At 39.6% G+C, this 25,024-nt stretch carries 27 protein-coding genes and 2 pseudogenes; 22 read left to right on the top strand and 7 right to left on the bottom strand.

Going from position 1 to position 25,024, the window contains the following annotated elements:
- Window positions 1-35 precede the first annotated feature (35 nt).
- Window positions 36-1,205: a DUF4179 domain-containing protein gene (locus QNH28_RS24285; protein WP_283908892.1), complete on the bottom strand. Its 1,170-nt coding sequence runs from the start codon at window positions 1,203-1,205 to the stop codon at window positions 36-38.
- Window positions 1,192-1,725: an RNA polymerase sigma factor gene (locus QNH28_RS24280; RefSeq protein ID WP_283908891.1), complete on the bottom strand. Its 534-nt coding sequence runs from the start codon at window positions 1,723-1,725 to the stop codon at window positions 1,192-1,194. Before QNH28_RS24280 ends, QNH28_RS24285 begins: the two co-directional genes overlap by 14 nt.
- An 861-nt stretch (window positions 1,726-2,586) precedes the next feature.
- On the opposite strand from QNH28_RS24280, the gene QNH28_RS24275 reads away from it, so the two are divergent.
- The 7 genes from QNH28_RS24275 to QNH28_RS24245 all read left to right on the top strand — a co-directional run bounded on the left by QNH28_RS24275 (window position 2,587) and on the right by QNH28_RS24245 (window position 7,380).
- Window positions 2,587-2,829 (top strand): ArsR/SmtB family transcription factor, encoded by a 243-nt coding sequence (locus QNH28_RS24275; protein ID WP_481858405.1) that lies wholly within the window; start codon window positions 2,587-2,589, stop codon window positions 2,827-2,829.
- Window positions 2,810-3,808 (top strand): NADP-dependent oxidoreductase, encoded by a 999-nt coding sequence (locus QNH28_RS24270; protein ID WP_283908890.1) that lies wholly within the window; start codon window positions 2,810-2,812, stop codon window positions 3,806-3,808. Before QNH28_RS24275 ends, QNH28_RS24270 begins: the two co-directional genes overlap by 20 nt.
- Before the next feature lie 135 nt (window positions 3,809-3,943).
- Window positions 3,944-4,357 carry an NUDIX hydrolase gene (locus QNH28_RS24265; RefSeq protein ID WP_283908889.1) on the top strand — a complete coding sequence of 138 codons (414 nt, stop codon included), beginning with the start codon at window positions 3,944-3,946 and terminating at the stop codon, window positions 4,355-4,357.
- A 75-nt stretch (window positions 4,358-4,432) separates the two neighbouring features.
- Window positions 4,433-4,945 (top strand): NUDIX domain-containing protein, encoded by a 513-nt coding sequence (locus QNH28_RS24260; protein WP_349655009.1) that lies wholly within the window; start codon window positions 4,433-4,435, stop codon window positions 4,943-4,945.
- Window positions 4,946-5,077: 132 nt separating this feature from the next.
- The gene (locus QNH28_RS24255; protein ID WP_283908887.1) at window positions 5,078-5,722 is read left to right on the top strand and encodes a hypothetical protein; all 645 of its coding nucleotides are present in this window, start codon (window positions 5,078-5,080) and stop codon (window positions 5,720-5,722) included.
- 150 nt (window positions 5,723-5,872) lie between these two features.
- The gene (locus QNH28_RS24250) at window positions 5,873-6,430 is read left to right on the top strand and encodes an RNA polymerase sigma factor (protein WP_283908886.1); all 558 of its coding nucleotides are present in this window, start codon (window positions 5,873-5,875) and stop codon (window positions 6,428-6,430) included.
- Window positions 6,427-7,380 carry a hypothetical protein gene (locus QNH28_RS24245; RefSeq protein ID WP_283908885.1) on the top strand — a complete coding sequence of 318 codons (954 nt, stop codon included), beginning with the start codon at window positions 6,427-6,429 and terminating at the stop codon, window positions 7,378-7,380. The genes QNH28_RS24250 and QNH28_RS24245 overlap by 4 nt, the downstream gene beginning before the upstream one ends.
- Window positions 7,381-7,931: 551 nt before the next feature.
- On the opposite strand, the gene QNH28_RS24240 is transcribed toward QNH28_RS24245, so the two are convergent.
- Both QNH28_RS24240 and QNH28_RS24235 read right to left on the bottom strand, forming a co-directional pair.
- The gene (locus QNH28_RS24240; protein WP_283908884.1) at window positions 7,932-8,381 is read right to left on the bottom strand and encodes a GNAT family N-acetyltransferase; all 450 of its coding nucleotides are present in this window, start codon (window positions 8,379-8,381) and stop codon (window positions 7,932-7,934) included.
- A gap of 337 nt (window positions 8,382-8,718) precedes the next feature.
- Window positions 8,719-9,729, bottom strand: a complete 1,011-nt coding sequence (locus QNH28_RS24235) for an alpha/beta fold hydrolase (protein ID WP_283908883.1) — start codon at window positions 9,727-9,729, stop codon at window positions 8,719-8,721.
- A gap of 129 nt (window positions 9,730-9,858) precedes the next feature.
- On the opposite strand from QNH28_RS24235, the gene QNH28_RS24230 reads away from it, so the two are divergent.
- The 5 genes and pseudogenes from QNH28_RS24230 to QNH28_RS24215 all read left to right on the top strand — a co-directional run bounded on the left by QNH28_RS24230 (window position 9,859) and on the right by QNH28_RS24215 (window position 13,373).
- Complete coding sequence (locus QNH28_RS24230) at window positions 9,859-10,767, top strand: LysR family transcriptional regulator (protein WP_283908882.1); 909 nt, start codon at window positions 9,859-9,861, stop codon at window positions 10,765-10,767.
- Between the two features lie 105 nt (window positions 10,768-10,872).
- A pseudogene (locus tag QNH28_RS24225) lies at window positions 10,873-12,234 on the top strand (SMI1/KNR4 family protein); the annotation flags it as partial.
- A 42-nt stretch (window positions 12,235-12,276) separates the two neighbouring features.
- Window positions 12,277-12,585 (top strand): immunity 51 family protein, encoded by a 309-nt coding sequence (locus tag QNH28_RS29760; RefSeq protein WP_481858404.1) that lies wholly within the window; start codon window positions 12,277-12,279, stop codon window positions 12,583-12,585.
- A complete protein-coding gene (locus QNH28_RS24220) occupies window positions 12,582-12,773 on the top strand; it encodes a hypothetical protein (protein ID WP_283908880.1) in 192 nt (63 codons plus the stop codon). The genes QNH28_RS29760 and QNH28_RS24220 overlap by 4 nt, the downstream gene beginning before the upstream one ends.
- 135 nt (window positions 12,774-12,908) lie before the next feature.
- Window positions 12,909-13,373: a DUF8821 family protein gene (locus tag QNH28_RS24215; protein WP_283908879.1), complete on the top strand. Its 465-nt coding sequence runs from the start codon at window positions 12,909-12,911 to the stop codon at window positions 13,371-13,373.
- A gap of 207 nt (window positions 13,374-13,580) precedes the next feature.
- On the opposite strand, the gene QNH28_RS24210 is transcribed toward QNH28_RS24215, so the two are convergent.
- Both QNH28_RS24210 and trxA read right to left on the bottom strand, forming a co-directional pair.
- Complete coding sequence (locus QNH28_RS24210) at window positions 13,581-14,750, bottom strand: MFS transporter (RefSeq protein WP_283908878.1); 1,170 nt, start codon at window positions 14,748-14,750, stop codon at window positions 13,581-13,583.
- A 141-nt stretch (window positions 14,751-14,891) separates the two neighbouring features.
- Window positions 14,892-15,206, bottom strand: a complete 315-nt coding sequence (trxA, locus tag QNH28_RS24205; RefSeq protein ID WP_283908877.1) for a thioredoxin — start codon at window positions 15,204-15,206, stop codon at window positions 14,892-14,894.
- 765 nt (window positions 15,207-15,971) lie between these two features.
- On the opposite strand from trxA, the gene QNH28_RS24200 reads away from it, so the two are divergent.
- The 4 genes from QNH28_RS24200 (at window position 15,972) to QNH28_RS24185 (ending at window position 18,660) form a co-directional block, all read left to right on the top strand.
- The gene (locus tag QNH28_RS24200) at window positions 15,972-16,760 is read left to right on the top strand and encodes a helix-turn-helix domain-containing protein (RefSeq protein WP_283908876.1); all 789 of its coding nucleotides are present in this window, start codon (window positions 15,972-15,974) and stop codon (window positions 16,758-16,760) included.
- Window positions 16,761-16,991: 231 nt separating this feature from the next.
- The gene (locus tag QNH28_RS24195; RefSeq protein WP_283908875.1) at window positions 16,992-17,273 is read left to right on the top strand and encodes a hypothetical protein; all 282 of its coding nucleotides are present in this window, start codon (window positions 16,992-16,994) and stop codon (window positions 17,271-17,273) included.
- 144 nt (window positions 17,274-17,417) lie between these two features.
- Window positions 17,418-17,906 carry an NUDIX hydrolase gene (locus tag QNH28_RS24190; protein WP_283908874.1) on the top strand — a complete coding sequence of 163 codons (489 nt, stop codon included), beginning with the start codon at window positions 17,418-17,420 and terminating at the stop codon, window positions 17,904-17,906.
- A gap of 283 nt (window positions 17,907-18,189) precedes the next feature.
- The gene (locus QNH28_RS24185; protein ID WP_283908873.1) at window positions 18,190-18,660 is read left to right on the top strand and encodes a peptide-methionine (S)-S-oxide reductase; all 471 of its coding nucleotides are present in this window, start codon (window positions 18,190-18,192) and stop codon (window positions 18,658-18,660) included.
- Window positions 18,661-18,891: 231 nt separating this feature from the next.
- On the opposite strand, the gene QNH28_RS24180 is transcribed toward QNH28_RS24185, so the two are convergent.
- A complete protein-coding gene (locus tag QNH28_RS24180; protein ID WP_283908872.1) occupies window positions 18,892-19,233 on the bottom strand; it encodes a hypothetical protein in 342 nt (113 codons plus the stop codon).
- A 262-nt stretch (window positions 19,234-19,495) separates the two neighbouring features.
- On the opposite strand from QNH28_RS24180, the gene QNH28_RS24175 reads away from it, so the two are divergent.
- From QNH28_RS24175 to QNH28_RS24150, 6 genes and pseudogenes are all read left to right on the top strand, one after another.
- Window positions 19,496-19,849, top strand: coding sequence for a hypothetical protein (locus QNH28_RS24175; protein WP_283908871.1), 354 nt, complete (start codon window positions 19,496-19,498; stop codon window positions 19,847-19,849).
- A 261-nt stretch (window positions 19,850-20,110) separates the two neighbouring features.
- Window positions 20,111-20,338, top strand: a complete 228-nt coding sequence (locus QNH28_RS24170; protein WP_283908870.1) for a hypothetical protein — start codon at window positions 20,111-20,113, stop codon at window positions 20,336-20,338.
- A 211-nt stretch (window positions 20,339-20,549) separates the two neighbouring features.
- Window positions 20,550-21,317, top strand: a complete 768-nt coding sequence (locus tag QNH28_RS24165; RefSeq protein ID WP_283908869.1) for a nucleotidyltransferase domain-containing protein — start codon at window positions 20,550-20,552, stop codon at window positions 21,315-21,317.
- A 270-nt stretch (window positions 21,318-21,587) separates the two neighbouring features.
- Window positions 21,588-21,923 (top strand): annotated as a pseudogene (locus QNH28_RS24160) (HIT domain-containing protein).
- A 280-nt stretch (window positions 21,924-22,203) separates the two neighbouring features.
- On the top strand, window positions 22,204-23,133 hold the full coding sequence (locus QNH28_RS24155; protein WP_283912250.1) for an aminoglycoside phosphotransferase family protein: 930 nt from the start codon (window positions 22,204-22,206) through the stop codon (window positions 23,131-23,133).
- A gap of 224 nt (window positions 23,134-23,357) precedes the next feature.
- Window positions 23,358-25,022, top strand: coding sequence for an extracellular solute-binding protein (locus QNH28_RS24150; RefSeq protein ID WP_283908868.1), 1,665 nt, complete (start codon window positions 23,358-23,360; stop codon window positions 25,020-25,022).
- Window positions 25,023-25,024: the final 2 nt, after the last annotated feature.

The raw sequence follows: 25,024 nt of genomic DNA, 5'->3' as shown, positions 1-25,024 counted from the left end.
TTAATGCTAGAGAATAATGTCCTTTTACAAATGAACTATTGCACCGAAAGTACAGTCTCCAGCTCAGGGATATATTCCTTGACCATATTGTTGTCTTCCCACAGACCTGTAGTCCCAGCTGGGGCTTGACCTTCGGAAACGACTAAGTAAGGTTTGATGGTTACAGTACTTGGTATAGTCTTGAAGGGTTCAAAACGAACATTATAAGATTCGCTTAAGGGGTGAGCACCGATGGGCTTCAGTTGAACACCACGTTCATCCACAATGTCAAATTGAAGAGCGATGGCGCCCCCGTTAGCACCCTTATATTTCGAAGGGATAGAAGCGAGCATTTCTTCTACGCTCTGGCCCGGTTTAGTTTTGTACTCAATGGATACCTGCGTTGTGATTGGGGTGATTTCTACCTTACTGATCTGCAAGTTAATGTTATCGTGATGCTTGGTCTCCTCTGAAGTTAGTGCGGTAACAGGCGTTGATTTGGTAACAGGCAGAACGAATTCGAACGGGACATCGTAACCCTTTAACGTTACATTTACAGTCAAGTCAAACTGATCAGGGAACTGGACAGTTTGTGTTGTTGTGCTCGGCTCATAATAAGTGTTCAAAACCTGAACCATTATGCTGGAAGCAGTCTCACCGTCCATGTATTCGTAACTCCAGAGCAGAGGTTGGCCTTTATAGAGGACCTCAAACGTATCCACTGCCCCTTTATTGGCATCGGAAGGCAGCGAATTGGGCTCCGAAGCCAGATGGTTTCCAGGAGTGGTTATGTTCATAAGAATTCGGGTCCCGTCGAATAATAACGTAGGAATATTCATAGTCACATCGCCATGGGTCACGCTTTGGTTAACGTTTGTGATGAAATCCTCGGCTTGTTGAACACCGGGATCTAAGTTTTTTTCGCCCCATAATGAATAGATTTGTCCCAAAACCGGAATTTGCTTGAGTGCATCAGCCATTGCGGGCGATACAAAGCCGGAAGCAAGGACTGTAACTCCAAGAATTGCAGCGGCTGCAGTGGAAATCAACCATTTATTAAAAGTTTTAGATACATTTTTCTTTTTCTGAACGGGGGAAATGGAATTATCGGTTTCCCTGATGATTTGGTAAGTCTCATTCAGCTTGGAGCGGGCAATATCCGATAACTGATCGGGAAGTAGGCTTTGGCAGTTCTTTAATTGTTCTTCTAACTTAGTGTTTACCATGTCGCAACTCCATTTCTTGATTGAATTGAGATGAATGCTTTAGCTTTTTGCGGGCGCGATGCAGCCGGGTCTTCACGGCTACCGTAGAAATTTCGAGAATGTCAGAAATTTGACTGATCGGCATGTCCTGTAGGTAATGAAGGTGAATGACAATCCGTAGATTCTCCTCAAGATGTTGAACGGCATCCCATAATTCGATTTTCTCATAATCCTTGGAAATGGAAGGGACTTCGGGAAGCTCTCCATAAGGGAGGGCTCTTGCGTTGTTTTTGATCATTTTGTTGCATTCATTAATCAGAATCCGGAAGATCCACGTTTTGAAAAAAGCGGGCTCTCTGAGTGTATGGATGGACTTAAAGGCTTTAAGCATCGTCTCTTGCAGCGCATCTGCACAATCTTCGTCTTTGTTGACGATGGACCTTGCAGTTCTATATAAAGGTAACTCTATCTCCTGCATCAACTGCACGAATGCTTCTGGGTCCCCAGCTTTGGCTTTGACGACAATAGGATTAATATACAAAGATTTACCTGCTTTCTTGACTAAAAGTCTTAGGATGTTCGTAACGTTACTTAAATATTAGATCGGGTAGGTAGCTAGAAGGTTACAACGAAAGAAAACCTAAGATATCCGGGGACTGTACCGTTTGGGCAAAATCAGCACACACGGGTTTTTGCAAGCATTCTGGGTTCACAAAATAATGTAGTTTCTGGTGGGGCGGTTTTGCTTACTGAAAGCAAAAGCCCCCTCCGCCGTTTTGGCGGAAAGGGCCAGTCGTACCTGCAAAGTTTAGCCATACAGTTTCCTCTGGAGGACCATGCAAGCCAATCCTCAGGATACAGGATGGATCTGGTTCAATTGTTCCAGAATTTCTTTTGCTTCGATACATCTGCCTTCTGTAATTAAATAGTTCATAAGCTATACATAAGCCTGCCAGTAATCCGGGTGATTCGGCACTGAATTCTTATACTACTCAATGAGTTTATGGTGATTTGAAAAAATTCCAATCAAAAATGATTCCATTCACCGCATCCCGCAAAGCACTATGATTACTTTTACTGTCGTATTTTCTCATTTGGATAACCTACAATTTATATCATTTCGACTAGTCAATTGCAGTATAACTTTTGTGTAAAATACCCGCAATGGCCGCGTGGTTAACTAAATTAACCTATCAGTTGCATTAGTACTCTAAACCCATTGGAAGATAATGTAAAAAATTCCCTTGTGATCTCGATTTTCTTTCTCAAGGTTGCGGAGCATATCTTGTTATGACATACTCGTCAGCAAATGGTTCACTAAGTTAAACGATTGAACGAGACGAAAGCGGTGAGAATCATTAATAAACAGCAACAAGTCGAAGTCATCAAAGACGATTTTAAGATGTGCGAGAAGGTCTTTTTAGCTATTGGTAATGAGACAAGACAATCCATTATTACAGTACTTATGGAGACTACCTGTACGAACGGATTACGCGTAGGTGAGATTACTGAACAAACGCATCTATCACGACCAGCGGTTTCCCATCATCTAAGAATCTTAAGAGAAGCCGGAATTACTAACACTAAAAATACTTTGCATCTCGATTATGAATGGAGGGTTCTTGATGAAAGCGATGATCATTGAAAAATACGGAAAAAGTCCTCTTCTATTGGCAGACATTCCAATGCCTTCAGTAGGTGATTATGATGTGTTGGCAGAAATCCATGCGGGGAGTATTAATCCTATCGATTTCAAGGTGCGGGATGGCAAAACTCGTATGCTGTTGAAATACGATATGCCGCTTGTGTTAGGAAATGATTTTTCAGGTATAGTCACCAAAGTAGGAAACAAAGTAACAAAATTCAAAATAGGTGATGCAATATACGGTCGTCCAAGAAAGAATAGAATTGGAACCTTCGCAGAATATATTTCTATTCATGAAGACGATATAGCCTTAAAGCCTCAAAATCTTTCTTTTGAGGAAGCGGCGTCAATCCCATTAGTCGGGCTTACATCCTATCAAGCATTACATGATATATTACAGCTATCGGCAGGGCAAAAGGTGTTAATTCAAGCTGGTTCGGGGGGCGTTGGAACCTTTGCTATCCAGCTGGCCAAAGCGATGGGGGTTTATGTGGCTACAACTACTAGCGATGCTGGAGCAAATCTGGTCAAATCTCTTGGAGCTGATCAAATAATCAATTATAAAACAGAACAATTTGATAAAGTCTTACTAAATTATGATGGAGTATTCGATACGATTGGCGGAGAGACATTAGAAAAGGCTTTTAAAATAGTCAAACCAGGCGCACAAATTGTATCGGTTTCTGGGCTGCCCAATGCACGCTTCGGAGTTGAATATGGGTCTGGTTTTATAAAAACGAGTCTTTTTCGATTAGTTACCCGTAAGCTAACAAAATTAGAGAAGCGATATAATGTCAAATACAGCTTCTTGTTCATGAAACCAAGCGGTAGACAATTGGAGATTATTTCGGAGCTTATAGAAGCAGGGAAAATAAAGCCTGTAATTGATCAAATATTCTCTTTTGAAGAAGCTCAGAAGGCGATGGAGTATTCCGAATCGGGCCGTGCAAAGGGAAAGATCGTATTAAAGATAAAGTGACAGTAGAAAGATTTGATGATCAGAGCTTTTTAGGTTCAAAATATGATGATGTAACTAAGAATCAGGGAGATATGAGTTTTTAATGGAATAGTGTGATTAAATCAGAATTTATTTTTTTGTTGGGGTGGATAAAAGATGGGTGAACTCGCTTATGGAGGAATTGTTATCAATAATGCTGGTGAGGTATTGATGAGAAGCCCTAGCGGATTCTGGGGAGGTTACGCTTGGACTTTTGCTAAAGGTGGAAGCGATCCTCAAGATCAATCTCCTGAAAATACAGCATTGAGAGAAGTGAGAGAAGAGACTGGGTATGTTTGTGAAGTTGTCGCACCGATCCCAGGGGCATTTGAATCAGAGACATGTACAACTAAGTGTTTTTTATTAAGACCAATAGGAGAAGTACATAGTTTTGATCATGAAATACAGGAAATCCGATGGGTAAGCAAGGATGAGGCATTTAAATTAATAAATCTGACAGTACCAGAAAAAGGACGATTAAGGGATAGCAACGCTCTTAAAAGTGCCATAGAAGTTATGCAATCATTGTAGAGGATACTTAAAGACTCTTCCCTTAGGAATATTAAATGGTACAATATCCCATATGTAAAACAAAAACCATGGGATGTGATAATACTGGAAAAGATAAGACTGCGCGCTGGTGCATTAATAATTGAGAAGGGTTGCATTTTACTAGTGGAGTTTGAGAATGACAATCTTGATGGCGTGCATTACAATCTTCCAGCAGGTGGCCTTGAGCCAGGAGAAACACTGATTGAAGCTGTAAAACGGGAAGCAAAAGAAGAGGCTTGTGTTGAGATAGAGGTCGGTCCCGTTGCATTTGTTTACGAATATCAACCTACAAAAAGCAATTACATATACGGGGATTCTCATTCAGTAGGAGTTACATTTAGTTGTAAATTGAAAGCGGGATCAAATCCAAGACTTCCCGAATCACCAGATTCTAAGCAAATTGGTGTAACGTGGGTTCCAATTTCGGAGCTGCACTCTATTCAACTGTATCCGGAGATTAATCAGGACATTCTTGATTACTACAATGGTAATAACTATAGAAATTATGTTGAGGAACATGAAATTCAACAGAGTAAGTCGTTACGCTACAGAACTCCTAACACGTAGATTAAAACTACTTGTGTCAAGAAAGGAGAATTTCTTTGTGTTTTCACTGTTATAGGAAGATAAGAATCCGCCAGCTCCCCGAAACCAACGTGTTAAAGTAAGATACTACACAAATCATATGGGGTGTATCGGATGAAGATAAATAATAATTATTTGAAGGAACAATTAAAACATGTTTATTGGCTTAATGGTGGACCTTGTGCTGGAAAGACGACCATGACCAGGAAATTTGTAGAGGAATTAGGCTTTCAAACATTGGGTGATGATGTCTTAAAATATAGACCATTTACTAGCCCTGTTGAGTACCCGGCTCTTCAATTTCCTAATCCTGATTTGGATTGGAATAAGTGGTTCAATAAACCCGTAGATGAGCACTGCCAATGGTTATTTCAAATTGTCGAAGAGATGATGGATTTCTTTATCGTTGACTTGCTAACAATGCCTAATGACAAACCAATAATAATTGATCTAGGAATAATGCCTGAGCGTATACTACCTTTTATTCCAGAAGAGAGAATGATTTGTTTTTATACGTCCGATAAAGAGATAGAGCGATTATATTACTTCAGAGAAGATCATAAGATGATTTTGGATTGTATTAACGCCTACACGATAAATCCAGAAGAAACGATTAAGCACGGAAACAAATCTATGGTTAAATTCTCCAATGAGATTAAGAATGCCTGCACTAAAATGGGAATCAAAACTGTTGAAAGAATACCAAGTATGAGCGTGGAAGAACAATTTAGATTAGTTAGAGAACATTTTGGACTGTAGAGATGACTAAAAGGTAGATCTATTCCAAGAACCCCTTCCTTGTTTAGGAGGGGGTTGTCTTTATATATTGGTGTGAATTTTAATATAAGTGCAACCTATTCTACGAACTTTCTACTATATAGATAAGAGTGTTAAAAAGGAGAATAACCGATGGAAGACCAAGGAATAGTCCACTTATACCTGCAGCGTTCACAGCAAGCCATTTTAGAGACTAAAAATAAATATGGGGCTTACTGCAGAGTAATTGCAAGAAACATTATTTCAAATTTCTCGGATGTTGAAGAGTGTGAGAACGATACATACTTAGCGGCATGGAATTCAATACCGCCTAATCTGCCTAGGAATTTCCCTGTATTTCTAGGGAGGATCACCCGTAATATTGCGCTTGATAAGTATGGTTATAATACAGCGAAAAAGCGTAATCGTGAGTTTGAAGTCATTTTAAGTGAACTAGAAGAATGTCTAGCTTCACCTGATACTGTAGAAACAGAGTACGAAGAAGGTGAGATCGCTAACTTAATAAATCAATTTTTATATGGAATAGATGAGCAAGCAAGAAATATATTTATTGGAAGGTACTGGCATTCTTATTCAATAGATGATCTTTCAATAAGATTTAATATGAGTAGTAGCAAAGTGAAATCTATATTATTTAGGACAAGAAATAAACTTCGAGTTCATCTAGACAAAGAGGGGGTTAACCTATGAAAAAAGAAGATTTATTTAAGGAGATCGGACTTATTGATGAAAACTTAATTGAGGCGGCTAGGCACAATGGAACAGAGAAAAGGAAAAAGGGTATTTCTAAAAAGTGGGTTATTTTGGTTGCTTGTCTTATCCTGTATAGTTCAACCGCTTCAGCTTTATTAGCAACAGAATATTATAAAAATCAAAATTCAGAGCCTTATATACGTTATTTAAAAGCTGAAGACATGGAGTTAGAGCCTGCTACTAAATATGATGCGGAAAAATTTCTACATGCTTTAAAAAGTGATAATAATGAATATGTATATATTGCTATTAATAGGCTGGTAGAATGCTTTAATGATCAAAAGCTGAGAGAAAAAGCATTAAAAGAACTTAAGCCATTTATAAAAAATGAGAATCAAAAAATTGCTGATGCGGCTGCTTTTGCCGTAGATATTTTGTCCAAAAGTTATCGGAGCCCTTATATTGTTAAGTTAGCAGACGGAAGTATGATATTTACGTTGTTTAATAATTATTCAGACTATGGAAGCCAAAATGTTATTTGGAGAATAAAAGACAATGTGCTTAACGAGTATTTAAGTTTTTCTGCACCATCTATGTATGTTAAAAAAATTATTCCTTCACCAAATCATAAGTTAGTTGCGATCGTAACATGCTCTAATAAAAGTGATTTCGTGCAAATTAGCAATATTGAAGAGGGAATGACAAGTCCAGAGTTAATAGAATCTGCAAGAGTCAAATATGGTGCACAAAAAGAATTAGATACATGGATTCGCACAGATCATGAAAATTATAGCTATGCAGATAAGATCGTTTGGAAAGACAATGATACTTTAGCATTTGAGGGTTCTCTTGCCTACCAGAATACTGAGATTATTGAGAATGTTACTGTGAATTATCAGTTTAGTAAAAAGATAATAGAAGTAAAAGAGCTTAATAAGTCTAAATGAGAGCATGCTCCGGTGAACCGTATCATAGGTCCCTGCGCTTAAATATCCTCATCCAGGATTAGACTGGAGTGAATGGTTTAATAAACCGAATGATGGACATGTAAATGGTTTTTTCAAATTGTCGTCCGTGAACACTTTGGATGGCGATATGAAAAATATTGGATAATAATTTCATTATTTTCCGGACTGTAAAAAAGGCCATCCTGCATAGGATGGCCTTAAAACTTGCCCAATGTGGATCTACATTGAACATTTTTAAGCAGAATTAATTTTGCGTAGCTGTTTTTCAATAAGTTAACTACAATTTTTTCATAAAGTCTCGATGATATTAATCGGAGTGGCTGACAGTAGCCTCTTTGTATGGAGTCGTGGCACTGCCTCCGACTCCATACAAAGAGGGTTGCAGCAAGAATAGCGGGAGTAAGCGGTGAAAAAGTTCGCTTTCCTGACTTTCCAGATAAAGAGCGACGAACCAAGAATGTTTGGCTTGACCGTTTATCTTCTGTTGTTGAAGAAATTCCTCAAAATGAAGAAATAATCTTGTAGCATGCTTAGTTGATGGAGAAGTGCACCCAATCTTTCCCTTGGATCGCCTTCATTGTGTTGAAGAATGATTGGGCCCGTGTGTTATTAATAGAAGTTATCCAAGTCATATTGGTGTATCCCTGATTGATGCAGTAATTTTTACATGCCAAAAAGAGTTGGGATTCCAGTTCCGTATCTCTATAGGGCTCTGTGAGGAAGAAGTCGTTCATCACAACAATTTTATCTGCTTTCATCGTGCTAAATGTAAAGTATAGAGTAGCAAAGCCGACTAGTCTTCCATTTTCTTCTACGACGAATTGTATACCCTGTTGTCTGTCAAAAAGGGTTTGAATCAAATGATGAATATTATTGATAGGAGGGGCAGGGTTTTGATAAAATCCGACGATATATTCATACATTAATTCTGTCAAATTCGTTATATCTTCAGGCTCAGCAATTCGAATAAAAGAAGACATTGTGATTCCTCCAGTTTTTATAATGTTAATAATAATACAATAATATAAATAAATATTCAATTTCTTTTAGTGATGAACTGTAGGATTAGACATTTAGAAAGGTTATAAGGTCAGGAAAGGTGATATATCAGTAGCTAAAAATTATTTGACGGAAGTTCAATGACCAAGAGATTCTGACCAATGCTGGTAAGATTTCGCAAGAGGTGGCAGAGAATTTGGCTACAGTGAAGTATTGAATAAACGATAAACCATTCATAACAACCACTTATCCTGTAGTATCATTATGTATACCCCATAAGACTTCAAGAGCTCTTCTCACGAATGATCCAATTCAGTTTCATTCAAGCAAGAAACTTTTTAGACTTTTATCTATAAATACGGAATCTGGTTCATGCTGTCCAATGCCTGCGCAATGCCCCCACTTGGATTCAATCGGAAGGAAGAATGCATTTGGTATATGACGTGCTTCAGCTTTGTTATCCTGGGGAGTGAAGAAAAGGTCTGTACTTCCCGGCATAACTAGGGCCCGTGCTGTTATACTGCTTAATGCAAGCTCAAAATCGCCGTTATACATCGGATTAGCGCTAATGTCACCTGTAATTCCGGTACGTAACATGGTGATCAGGTCATTAGCGTCAAAGGTCAAAAATACTTGATCCCAGTAATCGACGAGATATTCCTCTAGTGTGTGGTAGCCCTCTTGCTGATAGAGCTGCTCTAGATAATAAGCCTGAGAAAACCCCCAAGCTGCGTAGACTCGACCCATCGCTGCCAATCCCGTTTTGGGTTTCTGCGTGTAAAAGCCATTTTTCCAAGCAGAATCAGCCTGAAGGGCAGCGATCATTCCTTCAAATACAACCTTTGCATGAGGCCGGATCATGGCAGTCCCGCCGAATGGAGCGATTCGTTTTACCATATCGGGGTAGCTTGCCCCCCACTGAAAGGTCTGCACAGCCCCTAGTGACCAACCTACAACGAGGGCGATTTCTGCAATACCGAACTTTTGATTCACCAGTTGATGCTGCAGTCGCACATTATCATAAATCGAAATCAGTGGAAAATTTGCTTGATGATAGGGTGATGGCGTATTGCTTGGCGAGGAGGAGAGTCCATTGCCGAACATATTAGGGACGATAATAAAATATTTTTCTGGATCCAGTGCCTTTCCAGGTCCGATTAACCATTCGTTATCAGTATGCAAGCCGGCAAACCAGGTGGGATATACAATCACATTATTTTTGGCTGCATTTAGTATGCCGTATGTTTTGTAGGCGAGAATGGCATTTGGTAGAGTTTCACCGGATTGCAGCAGAACATCTCCTATTTCATAAATTTCATAATCTCTCATATAAAAAACTCCTTTTCATATCTATGGACTGCCTTCCTTGTCATCACTCTACGATGCGGCTATTGTTAAGTCAAAGAAACGTTTATGAATAGAACGTTCATTTTTTTTGAATTAAGGAGCGGGAACTCGATGGAATTGCGCCAATTAAAAACCTTTTATACGCTTGCTTCCACACTCAACTTTACCCGAGCTGCAGAAGTGCAGAACTATGTCCCTTCAACGGTTACGATGCAAATGAAGGCCTTAGAGGAAGAATTGGGTGTCAAGTTGGTGGACAGATTGGGTAAAAATGTGACTTTGACCGATGCAGGGAGAACGTTCCTGCGCTATGCAGATAACATATTGAGTATGGTTGAAGAAGCACAGCATGCCGTCAAGCAATCCGGCGAATTAACGGGTACGGTAGTCATAAGTGCCGATGAAACGTTGTGTACGTATCGGCTGCCGGCTGTATTGCGTCAGTTTCGTTTGTGCTATCCAGGAATTCGGTTAATGTTTCGACCGCTGGCTAATTCGAACCTCAAACAGAGCTTGCGTGAAGGGGAAACTGACATTATTTTTATGCTGGGTGAAGACAAGGGCGAGACAGGATTTTGCCGTGAAAAAATGTTGGATGAGCCCTTTTATCTATTGGTGTCACCAGATCATCCTTTGGCTGCACATACTGCATTGGCCATTGAAGATTTTCATGGCGAGACCTTATTGTTGACGGAAAAGGGATGTTCCTATCGCACTTTTTTTGATCGAAGTCTTTCACAGAAGGGCATGGGGGGAATTACCGAATTGGAGTTTAACAGTGCTGAGGCTATTAAACAATGTGCGAAAATAGGAATGGGCATTGCCATATTGCCTGAAATGGCCGTGATAGGAGAAGTGAATCGGGGAGAACTGGTTCCGTTGCCGTGGGATTTGACCGCCACTTCGTTTGCGACCCAAATGTTTTGGCATGAAGAGAAATGGATCTCGCCTGCAATCGAAGCCTTTTTGAGCTTGACTAGAGAAACATTTTTGAGAAAAGATCTGAATCGTTACTCATGATCCTACGCATGCTGAATGCCAGTCTTGATCCCATCTGGTAGAATAGGGAAAACCATATTACTCTATATTCTAGTAACTTGATTATACGCTTGGGGGAGGTAGACCATGGACAACGAACTAATCGCGCAGCTGACACAGTGGCATGAAGATGATGAACACCAGAAGATTGTAGATACCCTGATGGAGATTCCTCCAGAGGAAAGAGATTACGAGGTGGTCAGCAGTCTAGCAAGAGCATATAACAATCTGGGACGTTATGAAGAAGCGCTTGAACAGTTTGCGAGGATTGCGGAACAGGGGCAGAATGATCGTTTGTGGCATTTTCGTGTGGGATATTCCTACTACTATTTGAATCGATATGAGGAAGCAGTGAGAGTGCTGGGTATCGCCCATGACCTCGATCCTGACGATGGGAATACGGCCATGTTACTGAACTTTAGCCAGCGCAAGCTACGCAAAGAACAACACGCCGCAGCCAGACAGGCAATCAGAGAGCAGCATAATGATTCGGGGCCGGTTTCAACTCCATTTGAAGGGATGGATCTCTCCGATTTTTGGGACGATAGCGATTATGCGCTAAAAGAATATGTTTCTGCCCCGCCTTCGGATGAGCTGATTGCTTCTGTAGAAGAAGAACTCGGTTACAAGCTTCCTGCCTCTTATATCAGTCTGATGAAGCAGCACAATGGGGGAGTTCCTTATACTACTTGTTTTCCGACGGAGGATGCGACCTCATGGGCCGAGGATCATATTGCGGTTACGGGCATTATGGGCATCGGACGCGAGAAAAGCTATTCACTCTGCGGTGATCTCGGCAGCCCGTTCATGATTGAGGAGTGGGGATATCCTGACATCGGCGTGGTGATTTGTGACTGCCCTTCGGCAGGCCATGATGTCGTGATGCTGGATTACCGGAACTGCGGGAGGGACGGCGAACCCGAGGTGATTCATGTGGATCAGGAAGACGATTATGAGATTACGTTCCTGGCCAAAGACTTCGAGACGTTTATACGCGGCCTGGTGAGTGAGGAGCAATACGATACCTCTCAAGAAGATAAAGAGGAGGATCTGCGCAAAGTAGCCGTAGGTAAATTCTCGCCTTTGCTCGCGAAGCTGTGCAGCCATGTGCTTGAGGTGGATCAGCTTGAGCAGAAGATCCGTAAAGTCTGCACCCGAATCGTTGAAGAGAAGGGACACTTTTCCTTTCATGCGGATGAGCTTTCTAATCTGATGTACGATGTGCAGTTCTGGCTGTACACAAGCTCTTATCCGAATACGAGCCGTCAACAATATCTGGATGTATATGAGGAAATGATCGCTTTTGGCGGCGAGTTCGGTCAAGGCGGGTATGCTCCCGGCTGGATCAGCGATTGGCTGGATGGGCGGATACGGGAAGGATTGATCATTCAGGAAAACGAGGTGCTTCGCTTCACGGATCAAGCCCGTTCTGAGGTTATTGCACGGCTGGAGGCGGAAACCGCAGAAGAGGACGTTGCCCCTTTTATACTCGTGGATCAGCAGGGTGGAGGCATGTCTGTCATTCTAAATGTTGGTAGCTACCGATCGGAAGTGTTCGAGGCCCGGGCAGACGAAGGGTTTGAAGGTAATGGGTACGATTGGGCTTCTTTGGCAGCTGTATTTGTGAACGAATATATGCCTGAATGGGTAGATACGATTCATTTTGACCCGGAAGCGGATATGTTCTGTGCTTATTCGGAGAATAGCGAAGCTATTAAGCGGTTCGCGGTACGGTTGAAGCAGGCCTGCGAAGATGAGACGGTGATTCGGGATCTATTCTCCCGCGCGGAGCTCGATTGATCACAATAGTATTCAAGGGCTGGATCACGCAGAAGGTTGAGAGAATGCGTCAGGTGTTATCACTACAAAACACACTAATCGTCGGCATTCCATTTTGGATACAGCGTATTATATTTGGTCTAATCGTTAACCGCGCAAGTAAAAAGGGGACTTATGCAGAACTGGAGAAGTATACAGGAAGACCTTAAAATCTCTATGCTCTGTCGCTAGAAACTATGGGGATGACTAAGTCCCTAGATGCTTATTTTTGATATAATATAGTTAAATTTTTAGTTATTGTAATCCTGTTGATAGGGAATAATGAGAGAAAAGGAGAGATGGAAATGACGTATATTGTTGATTTTAAAAATGTGTCTACGGTCGGAGTTGAGTCTTCACCCGTAGCAGAAGCACTTGCTGGTTTACGTGCTAATGAAGCCCGTTACTTTATGAACAAGTACGAGCATGAATTTACAGTTGTCCCAGCTAGTGAAAGTCAGGAGAGCCTTGATTATGTGAACCGAATTTTGAAAGAAGAACGTAATATTGTGTTTGCGGCCAAACCTTTAGAAACATCGCGTTTTCAAGTGGAAAATATAAAATTCACCTACGTTTTTTATGAAGATGGTCTTGAGGTTAATGTCATGTATACGGTTGATGATTCTAAGAAGCGGGCCGTTGGTTTTAAGCTTTCTGAGGGAATGGAGATACCCAAAGAGTTAGAAGAGAAGTTTAAGTTTGCTAGACAGAAGTCTAAACTAGCCGGTACAATTCGTGGCTCGTATTTTGTAATCAAAGGTGAGTATTAAAGGAATAAGGATAATGTAAGCCTATGTTCCGAGTAGCGGAATATAGGCTTTATTTAAAATTTGAGATGCGATAAATCTGTGGATACTTCGCTTCTCAAATTTTGAGTGGCGAAATTATGTATGATTTGATGTTCATTTGATGAATCCTGAAAAACAAGATATAGCGCATTGTGACAGGTTTAAGGCGAGGGAAACGGAAATTCTAAATCAACTATTTATACCATTTGCATCATGTTTTTTATTCAACGCAAACGAATAAAATGCAATTACTAACGCAAGTAATACGATTAATCCACCAATCCAACCCAAATTCTGAATGGATGTATACTCAATCACGACTCCACCTAAAGCTGCACCTAATGTCATACCAATATTCATTAAAGCAGTATTGAAACTTAAGACAATTTCTGATGATTGTGGTTTTATGGAGATTAAATAAAATTGATTTGCAGGCGTTGTTGTCCATGCAGCAGTCCCCCAAATCATAAATGTAAGGAGAACACCTATCGTCGAAGTTGCTGTTACCGTTAATAGGAATAAAGCTGCCGCGTGAACGATTAAACTAATGTAAATGGTTCGAACGGGTCCCCATTTATCTACCGCATACCCACCAAACCGTGAGCCTATGAAAGCAAACACACCTAATACGAAAAGGGCTGTACTTATCTTTTTAATTGAAAACCCAGCTACATTACTTAAAAGCGGAGCTATATAAGCAAAGACCATGGTGTATGCGAGGAAAAAAAATACGGTAGTTAATAAACCACTAATTAATTGCTTATCTTTAATTAATAGCAATTGGTGCTTCAAAGAGATTGATTTAGTTCCCTCTAATTTTGGGATGTATCTATTGATTAGTATTAGATTGATAAGTGTCACAGCAGCAATGATAAGATAGATATAACGCCAATCCATAAAGGCAGCAATTAAGGTTCCAATCGGTACACCCAGCACTAAAGAGACTGTAAATCCAGTTATTACTGTTGCGATTGCACCACCACGTTTTGTAGGTTCAGCAAGTCTAGCAGCGTAATTGGTTGCTATAACGAAATACAGACCACCACTCATTGCCTGAACAATACGGGAAAGCATGAGCATACTAAAATTAACACTAAAGAAAGACATGATGGTTCCCGCAATAAAAAAGATCATGGAGTATAATAATACTTTTTTTCTTTCAAACTTTGCAGTTAGCATAACTAGTACAAGTGCCCCAAATGCATAAAATAAGGCATATATGGTGACTAATTGCCCAGCCAATGAAATAGATACGTCCAAATCCCCTGAAATAATTTCTAATATACCTGAAACAATAAATTCTGCTGTTCCTAATACAAAGGCACCTAAAGCTAATAAATAAATGGCAATACGATTCATAGTCTCTTCTCCTATTTATCTTTTGTCTTCATAACTATATGACTTGTTAATATGAGGAAGATGTATTTTTATATGGGATAGTACCAGCATAGCTATCACTACTCGCAAACGAATGGGTCATTGATTTGCTGGTACTCCCTATTATCTATTGCTAGAAACGAACTGTTTCAATCCTTCTTTAGACAGTACCCCGATCTCTTTATCAATCGCCTTGCCATTTTTAAATAAAATGGTTGTGGGAATGGACAAAATTCCAAACTGGGAACCAATCTCTGCACATTCATCCACATTCGCTTTGAGGATCCTCACGTCATCTTGCTTATCCAAGTCATACTCTTCGAGAATGGGCCCAAACATACGACAAGGGCCACACCAAGGCGCCCAAAAATTCACTATTGTAAACCCTTCGCTTCGCAAATCCGTTTTGAATGTGGTATTCGTTGTATGACAAATCATTCGTATCTTCCTTTCAATTCGATAATTTGATACTTATTTCTACATGAATAGGTTAATCAGTTTATCACGTCATCTAAGACCTTATATTTCCTTAAGCATGCGATCGTACATCTATCGATCTCTACCATCTCTTTCACCTCCTTCTTCTTGTTAACTTTGCTGTAGTTACATAAAAGGGATTTAATAGATACTTTGTATCTTTAATGAATATAAAAATTTCTCGGTTTCTTTATACCATTTAAACACCCCATTTCCGTTTGCGTTTTTTCACTAATTCAGCTTTTGGGAACCATTTGCCTATTCGAAGATATTAAAGACTCTTTATATCTATAATGAAGTTAAAAAAAACTTATTATACGGAATGAACCGTACTCTTCAAATCTAGATAAGTAGTTCAAGTTAAAATTGAGGTTACTTTTGGATCAAGTCCACCAATTTCAAGCATGGTGTGCAGAGCATAATTCGTCGCTTTTGTAAATTTCATGGTCTCACCTCAATTAAATACTTATTGTATCTATAATATCTTTTAAGTCGCAGATGTGTCAAGTTGAGTCTCTTAATAAAAAATATAATCGTTAGCCATACATGTAGTACAACTGCTGCACCACAGATGATGGAAATAGTTATATCTGTTGAGAATAGTCTAATTTATTGTTTAATACACATTTGCAACTGCAAGTGGCGCAAACGCAACCTCAATCATATAGCGTTGTCTCCATTGTTTTTCTATAATTAAGGCAACATATAGCAAAGGAGAGCAAGTCTATGTCTTTTAGCGAAAAATTGTTGCAACTTAGAAAAGAAAAAGGTTATTCCCAGGAAGTGCTGGCCGAAAAACTGTGCACAACCAGACAGGCAGTCAGCAAGTGGGAAAACGGGCAAGGGTTCCCCGAAACCGAAAAGCTACTTATGATTGGTAACTTGTTCGAGGTGTCCATCGATTATTTGCTAAAGGAAGGCGAGGTAAAGGGTGGCGTTGAAGAGCGTGGGTATTATGTCAGCCAAGAAATGGCAGAAGGGTATTTGATTCATCAGCAAAAGTCATCCAATCGCATTGCGACAGGCGTGTTCCTTCTAATTATGGCTTTTTTTCCGTATTTGATGCTTCGGAAGGAATCAGTTATTTATTCCTTTCTTATTATTATTTTGTTGGCGGCAGGGGGTGTAGTTGTTCTCGTGTCCGCCATACTGAAAGATGAGGAAAGGTACCATGTGCTGGATAAAGAGGCTCTTATGCTGGATCAAGGTTATGTGAAGCAGTTGACGGAACGTTTTAATAGATTGAAGAGTAGGTACGCAACTGTGATCATCGTGGGTGCTGGCATGGTGGCGGTAGGCGGAATGGGCTTTTTGCTAGAGAGAAAGGGGATCTCTGAAGGCGCACTAGTCCCTTATTATCCTATTTGCGTCATTTTGATCGCTATGGGCGCATATGTAATTATTCGAACATCTACTCTGTGGTCTTCCTATAGTCTACTGATCTACAATGAGAAGCATATTACTCGGAGGAACGACGGCTTCTGGAGAAAAATCAGAAAAAAGTTAGCCGAATAAAAAGCTTGGCCCTTAAATCAATGTATAATATTTGGCAGATCTCTATTGTTAACAATATGTAGCGAGTCCTGATTAAGAAAATAAATTAGCTAAGAACATTATGCTAACGGGGTACTGATAGCTCAATAAACACGATAAGGCAGCCGATCAGTCCGTGATCGGCTGCCTTTATTCAACTAACGGACAGGATAGTTGTAATTGATATATCGAGCTAAGGTGGTGGCGGAAAAGATGGATAAGAAATGGCTGGCATATCGAATTTATCCAGAACCATCTGGGACCGAATATCAGCATTCCAATTTAATAGACAAAGCTGAAGTTGAATGTTTATTTGATTATTGTCAGATATTAGAGGCGATGATTTCAAGAGATGGTTGGAAAGCATTGATTGACTATCATGGTTTCCAAGAACTTTATAGAATCAATAAAAAAAGTGGTTGGTTTGACTCCGATAACCTCGAAGATTTTATTTTTGAAGTCGAATCACATATTGATTCATTGCCTGAACTTTAAACAACGGGAAACGATACCTATTTAAACATGATAAGGCAGTCGGTCAGTCAAGTTGATCGGCTGCCTTTGTTCAACTAACGGGCAGGAAAGTACAGGGATTATGTGGAATAAATATACAAATATAGCGTATTAGGGGGGCTTGGAATGGCGTTTCCGACACATATTGTATCGGCAGGCGGAATTGTAGAAGATGGAAATGGAAATATCCTATTAGTAAAAGCCCATGACGATGGTTGGGTGTATCCTGGTGGGATAACTGAAGTTGGAGAAAACCTGATTGATGGCGTGATTCGTGAAATCAAAGAGGAAAGTGGAATAGAAGCCACTGTTAGCCATTTAATTAGTGTTGTATCGAATACAGCGATCCATAAGTGGTATGACGGTGTGACTGATGTTCCTACGAAGGTCATGTTTGATTTCGTGTGCAAAGCTGTGGGTGGAGAGTTAGCTACTTCTGATGAAACGAGCGATTGCAGGTGGGTTCCAAAGGAAAATGTTCTGGATGTGATTTTTTTACCCGCAATCCGCATGCGTTATGAAGCTTATTTGAACTTTAACGGCTCTGTGAATTATATAGAGTTTGTCCCTGCGACAACGTCAGAATGTAACGTCAAGCTTCATAGGCAGGTTTAGTTGTACGAGGGCTCGTGTTTTAAGAATCTTTGCACTAACGAGGTACGATAGTTCAATAATACACATTGATGAGCAGGAGCTACGGTATCCTGCTCTTTTTATTAAGCTAACAGGCAGGTTAGTTGAACAGTGTTGTTTAATTTGTGTTCAACAATCGGTACATAATGTGGAATAAGAAAATTTGTCATTATTTTAATGTGTAGTAGACTTAGTAACTACAGTTTTTTCTTCCTATTTAGTTGGAATGAATTTTTTGGCTTTTTAAACGAAGAGGAGAGTCAATATGGAAGTATTATATTTTGCAGGTGGATGTTTATGGGGAGTACAAGCTTTTATAAAAACTTTACCTGGAGTTAAGTTTACAGAAGCAGGAAGAGTTAATGGAACAAGTCATACACTTGAGGGTAATTATGATGGGTACGCCGAATCTGTAAAAACAGGATTTGATCCGACAGTTGTAACGATCAGGGAACTAATGGGGTATCTATTTGAAATCATTGATCCATACAGTTTGAATAAACAAGGACAGGACGTTGGCGAGAAATACAGAACAGGAGTATATAGTGAAAAGCCTGAACACTTAAAAGAAGCGAAGGTGTTTCTTAGTGAGAGAAATGATTATGACCTTATAGTTGTTGAAGTATTACCTCTCACAAACTATGTGAGAAGTGCAGAAGAACATCAAGATAGATTAGCTAAATGTCCAAATGACTATTGTCATATTCCAGAAGAAATATTAAGTAGGTATAAGTAAGGGAGATATTAAACTAACGGGTAACTATAGTGGAATAGCGGTTGCTTCGGCAGCCGTTTTTTATTTATTCAACTAACGGGAAGTTTAGTTGAACAAGATAAGTGGAGGTTTTATGTCGCATTTGACGCAAACTGCTCACTAGCGAATTCCAAAAGAGCTCGTTTTAAGGGTTCAAATTTAAAAACCAACAGCTGTCTAAAACTGAGAAATAAATCCTAGACTGCCGTTGGTTTATCGAACTAACTTTTCTCGATAGCTCAAGGACCAACTTAAAGGGGACTGCTTGCCATCAACTCCAGGTGTTGAAGTTGGGAATATCATTCCAAATATACCTACACCCCCGTAGTAGGAGTACTCAGTCATAAGGTCCGTCTGTTGCCTTACAATCAATAGTTCATGTACTGAGAAAAACAAATAATTTTTACTTCGAAAACCAACAGGTTCTAAAGGAGTGCTTCTTTGGAAATAGGTCACTTCTTTCTTATAGACCCATTTTTCAAAATCCGAGCTATCGGGGTTTGTCCAAAGTAGAGCAAGTAAGAATATACCCACCACGAGAATTAGTAGTCTCAAACCGAGCCCCCCTACACAGAAAGTAAACTTAATAATATGTATGTCCAGCGCAATAAGGAGATGACTTGTTTTCTCGTTCATTATTGGTATTAAGTTTATTTATACTGTCCGTTAGATGATGCACAGTACGAAGATATTGTGTAATAGAAGAAAGCGTGCTTGTTCAACTAACGGGACACATATGTATTTATTTACAAAGTTCGTAGATATGAGGTTAAATGAAATTACTGTGAATAAGAAATAACAAACTAGGAGAATCCTAATGCTATTTGAAAATGATAAGCTGAATAGTTTGTTTCGAGAATTAGAGAACATCAAAGAAACTTATGTTGAACTAAGTGTAGGAAGTCTGGACAAAAAATCTAAAATGAACTGGACCGAATACAAAAAGGAATATGAAAAACTTGGTGAAATAATTGAACATTCAGAACTTCAATCAATTCAATTGGAATTGGTTGAGGAGGTTATATACTCAATTCTGGAAATGCTCGATGGTTATAAGAGCTTGAATTTTGAAGCAGATATAATTGATAAGAAAACTGGGGAATCGATAACAAAGAATATTCAACTACATGATAAATATAGGGATCATATAGAAGCTAAGAAACTAGTGTAAGGATTTCGAGAAGACAGTAACACATCATTCACGCATCGGGCTAGCGTCCCTCGGTCCCTAATTTAAGTTTTTGCGCTAACGGGACACTATAGTTCAATAATACACATTGATGAGCAGGAGCTACGGTATCCTGCTTTTTTCATTGAACGGGCAGGAATGTTCCAATATATGGTATATTTAAATAAGACGAAATCCTACTTATTGGAGGCCATAAGAATTGTCCAATCCATTATTGGGGTATGGTAGAGGGAGCGTGATGTAGTGGAAAAGATAGCTGAAATTTTTTTGTTTTTTATTTTTATGATTCCTATGTATGGAGTATTAATATGGACTTATTTTTGTCCTGAGGATAGTTTATTATGGGGGAAACGATGGATGTATAAAGAAGAACCTGAACTATCTGAGGGGGCAATTCGTTATGCAAAAGTAGCCTCATTGACAGTTATTGTGGTACTGACTATTATATTTGGAGTCCTAATATTTAGTTAGCATCAACGTCCGTTTGTACTTTTTTGATTCTCGTGATACCTCAATCTTGTTCAAATAAAATCTAGGGTTGTTCCAATAGTAAGCAAAAAGCGGTTAACCTAACGGGCAGGATAGTTGAATGATTTCGCGAATAACTTAAGTCATGACGAATTTACGAAGTTCGCAAAAAAGACGTTAGCCGAAAGAAGTTCTTAGTTTAGGAGGAGTCTATATGATATTAGAAAAAGTTATAAATAGAATTGTAATACAAAGTGAATATAAGGATTTTGTTGATAAGTATATAGATAATATACTTACCGAATTTAAAGGTAAGATTCATAGCATTTATATGTGTGGCTCGATTCCAAAAGGAACTGCTAAACCTTTTAAGTCAGATGCAGACTTTACTATTGTATGTGTAAATCCCAAAGATATTGATTACGAAAGATTGTCAAATATTAAAGACAGGCTTTTGGAAGAATATCCAGTAGTAACTAAGATTGATACGATAATTTGCTCGATTGACGATGTACTAAGTAAACCAAATGAGTGGGGTTTTTGGGTAAAGATAATTTGTGTTTGCATATATGGTCATGACGTTGGTGAAAAAGTACCACCGATAATTATTTCTCCAGAGTTCATTTTAGACTTAAATACAGAGACCAAGGAGGAAGTAGATCGTATACATAGTTTACTTTCTAATGCTAATGATAACACAATGAAAACTAGATATATTAAAGGTTACTCTAAGAGATTAATTCGTGCATTATACTCTTTGGTTTTAGAAGATACAGGTGTATGGCAAGATGACATTATTAAGATGAAGAATGCCATATTAAACTATTGTGAGATTGACTCCGCTTTAGTTGATTATCTGTATGCTTGTTACTTGGATAGTAATGTACTTGTTGAAGAGTTTCTGGGAATTGCAGATGAAGTATATAGCTATTTTGAGAACGCCTTAAATGCAATGGCTGCTTCCAGAACTTCCTTCGGCTAACAACATATTGACGCTCCGGGTCACTCTGAGAAGCGAGTGACCACATCCAGCCCCCTAAGCCCGTCGGGACGTCATTGCATTAGCGGTTCGGCAAGCCTCACAACTATAAGCAGCGACTCTAATTAAAACATAAGACTATTGAACTAACGGGGAACGATAGCATAACAGAATGCCGCGACAGCTGCTCCGCTTGGTGTTAACTATTGGGTAGGATATTGACGAAATGTAACAAATATCAAAAAAATGGGAAATGATGTGGAGGGGATAGTCATGACTGAGGATTTTTATTGCGAAGAGGTTTTAAGTGGACGAACACCTGTACAAAAAGTATTGGAAACAAATAATGTACTCGCATAGCACCATACTCGTCCATTCTATCCAGTGCATATTGTAGTAATTCCGAAAAGACATATTCCATCACTGATTTCTTTAGAAGAAGGAGATAATGCCCTGTTAATTGAGATTATGGATATTGTAAAGAAGATAGCTGCACAAATCGTTTCAGAACATGGGGCTTGTAAAGTGATAACAAATTTGGGGAAATACCAAGATTCTAAACATCTTCATTTTCACGCAGTCTTTGGTCAGTCTTTGAACAAGAGTTGATTATACTAACGGGACACGATAGTTGAGTAATTATAAATAACTTAAGGGTTGGATTGGCTAGAATTTTCATCAAAAAAAAGCCTTTTGGAATAAAATCCAAAGGCTTTTTGTATGCTTATTTTTTTCAAGACCTTATTCAACATCATAATTGATCAGAAAGAAAAAGTCTATACTTTGGGCTGGATTTTATTTACTATTGTGAAGCCGGCAAAACTTAATAAATGGAGTGTTGTTAATGGACGTTACCTATCATCTCGATCAGGCCGACTTACAGGATTATATTAGACGGATTTTTGGCACCAGTTATTTAGTTACTCGTGTTTCACGAATGCATGGTGGCGCACAAAAGGTGGTCTACAAGATTGAGTGCAGTAATGGATTTTCCTGCGTTTTGTATGTGTGGGATCTTTCCATGAATTATTTTGAAGAAGAAAAAGCGAATGAAGATATAAATGAACAGTCCTATGGAAGTGATTTGTTTGAATTAAACAATAAGTATTTAACACAACATGGAATTCAGACCCCAGCACTTTATGATCTGAACAAGGAAAGAGATCGTTACCCATTTGATTATGCGCTTGTTGAATATATAGATGGACGTAAGGCAGAAACCTTTTTCAAACATTCCGAGTTAGCTGCTCAAGATAAAGTGTTTCAGCAGTTGGGGGATATGCTTACTACTATGCATACCACCGAAAGGCAGTTTTTTGGGAAAGCCAATGCTAACGAGATCAGTACAGAAAAATGTCATTCATTACAAATGGAAAATGCGAAAGTACAGCTAGCTTATGCCTCTCAGCATGTGGAGAAGATCGGGTCTAATCAAAGTAAACTGCTCGATAAGTTGTATGAGCTTGAGTCAAGAATTAAGCCTAGAAAGCAGTATGGATTTATTCATGGGGAACTGGGCCCTGACCATGTATTGGTTAATGATAAGCTGGAGCCCTTTCTGATCGATATCGAAGGAGCAGCGTTCTTTGATATTGAGCATGAGCATAGTTTTTTGGAGATGCGATTTGGAGATTTCTATCGGTATCTTAAGAACGATAAGCTTGATCCGGATAGGCTGTTATTTTATCAATTGCATCACCATATATCATTAACTTCAGCGGGTTTAAAGCTACAGCATAGAGGATTTCCCGATCAACAATTCGCAAAAGGTCTAGCTAAATATCAATCTGAACGTGCGCTTAGGTTTATCGAAAAATGAAGAAATGAAAATTCAACGAAGCGAAGGGGGAGTCAACCTAACCTAGGGGAGACTCCCTCTCTCTTGTGCGTTCTAGGGACAAGCCTGGCAGTAGTCAAGAGGTGTATACGAAAGTAAAGACTAGTATATAGATGGGGGTCATTCCCTTTCCTATACTAGAACTAGGAAGAGAAGCTGCATGAAGTAGATGCACGACCTATTTTGAGACAATGTGGAGGGGTAATATGAAGAAAAAAAGTAGAATACTTCTGATCGTCGCATTGATCCTAAGTTTAACTATCACGGCATGCGGCAAAACCACAAATGAAGGGGAGAAGCAGCCTGAGAAGCAGCCTGAGAAATCTGTGGAACAAAAAAATGAAGTGATTGAAGTTTCAACAGTTTCGGCAAGCGATCAGTATCTCAAATTCGATGATGGCGAAAGCTTTGAGAAGAACTCGGTCTATGATGCGTATGAGAAAGATATCGGCGTGAAGCTCACGAATAAATGGGTGTCCGCCGATGACGTTCAATTCAAGGAAAAAGTGAAGATGTCCATCGCCTCCAATGATCTTCCGGACTTCATGAAGGTTAATGCTACACAGCTGAAAGAGCTGACCGAAGCGGATATGATTATGGATATCACGGACGTATATGACAAGAATGCGACGGATGAGACGAAGAAATTCTTGTCGATGGATGGCGGAATGCAACTGAAGACCGCCACTTTCGACGGTAAACTCATGGGGATTCCAAGTTCTTATAATCCGTACCAGTATCAGTTCCTCTATGTACGCACGGACTGGCTGAAGAAATTGAACCTGCCGGAACCGAAGACGATGGCGGATCTCTTGACGATCGCCGAAGCGTTCAAAACAAAAGATCCAGGCGGCACTGGGAAACCGTATGGAATTGTAATTAGCAAAGATCCATTTAACAACCAGTCCACAGCTGTTACAGGACTAATAGCATTCTTGAATAGTTACCATGCTTATGAAAATCTTTGGATGGAAGACGGAAATGGCAATTTGGTCAACAGTGACATTCAGCCTCAAGTGAAAGACGCACTTAAGGCGCTGCAGGAAATGTTCAAGAAAGGATTAATTGATCCTGAGTTCGTCGTTAAAGATGTGGAGAAAGCAGCAGAGCTCCTCTATAACAACAACGCAGGTATCGTATACGGCCAGTCTTGGGTACCGGCTCAGCTCGCTAAAGGCGCAGTAAAGGATGGTAAAGTCGTACAAGAGTGGGGCGTATTCCCGATTCCATCGGTGGATAGCGAACCTGCACTATCGCAGATAGGTTTGGGTGTTGACGAATATTATGTTATCTCCAAGCAAGCGAAGCATCCGGAAGGCGTTATTAAATTGCTGAATCATTGGATTGTCGTGGATAATCATCCGACGCCAGAACAGAAAGTGTATGAGTATGGTAAAGACCTGAAGGAGAAAGGGAACAACTACTGGCTTCTAAGCCCGCTTCGTGTTGGTAAACAAAAGGATAATAACGGTGAAATATTGCCAAAAGCGATCGAGAACAAAGACGAGAGCATTTTGGAGACGAAAGATCAAAAAACTCGTTACGAGCGTGCCATGAAGTATGTTGATGGTACCGATATCAACATGTGGTGGGAATATCTGATCTCAGGTCCAAAAGGTGCATATTCACTTGTTCCTGAAATTCAGAACAATAAACAGTACCTACAAAACAAATTCTACGGCGCACCGACTCCAACCATGGCAGATCGACAAGAAATCCTGAAGAAGAAGCGGGATGAAGTATACTTCAAGATTATGATGAATCAAGTATCCGTGGATGAATTCGATAAATTCGTAGAAGAGTGGAAAAAGCTTGGCGGCGACGAAATGACCAAAGAAGTCAATGAATGGTACGCGACTAACAAACAATGATA

The organism is Paenibacillus sp. G2S3 (assembly GCF_030123105.1).
Classification (GTDB): domain Bacteria; phylum Bacillota; class Bacilli; order Paenibacillales; family Paenibacillaceae; genus Paenibacillus_AQ.
Note: the sequence above shows the minus strand (reverse complement) of the source record. Positions and strands in the feature narration are given on the sequence as shown.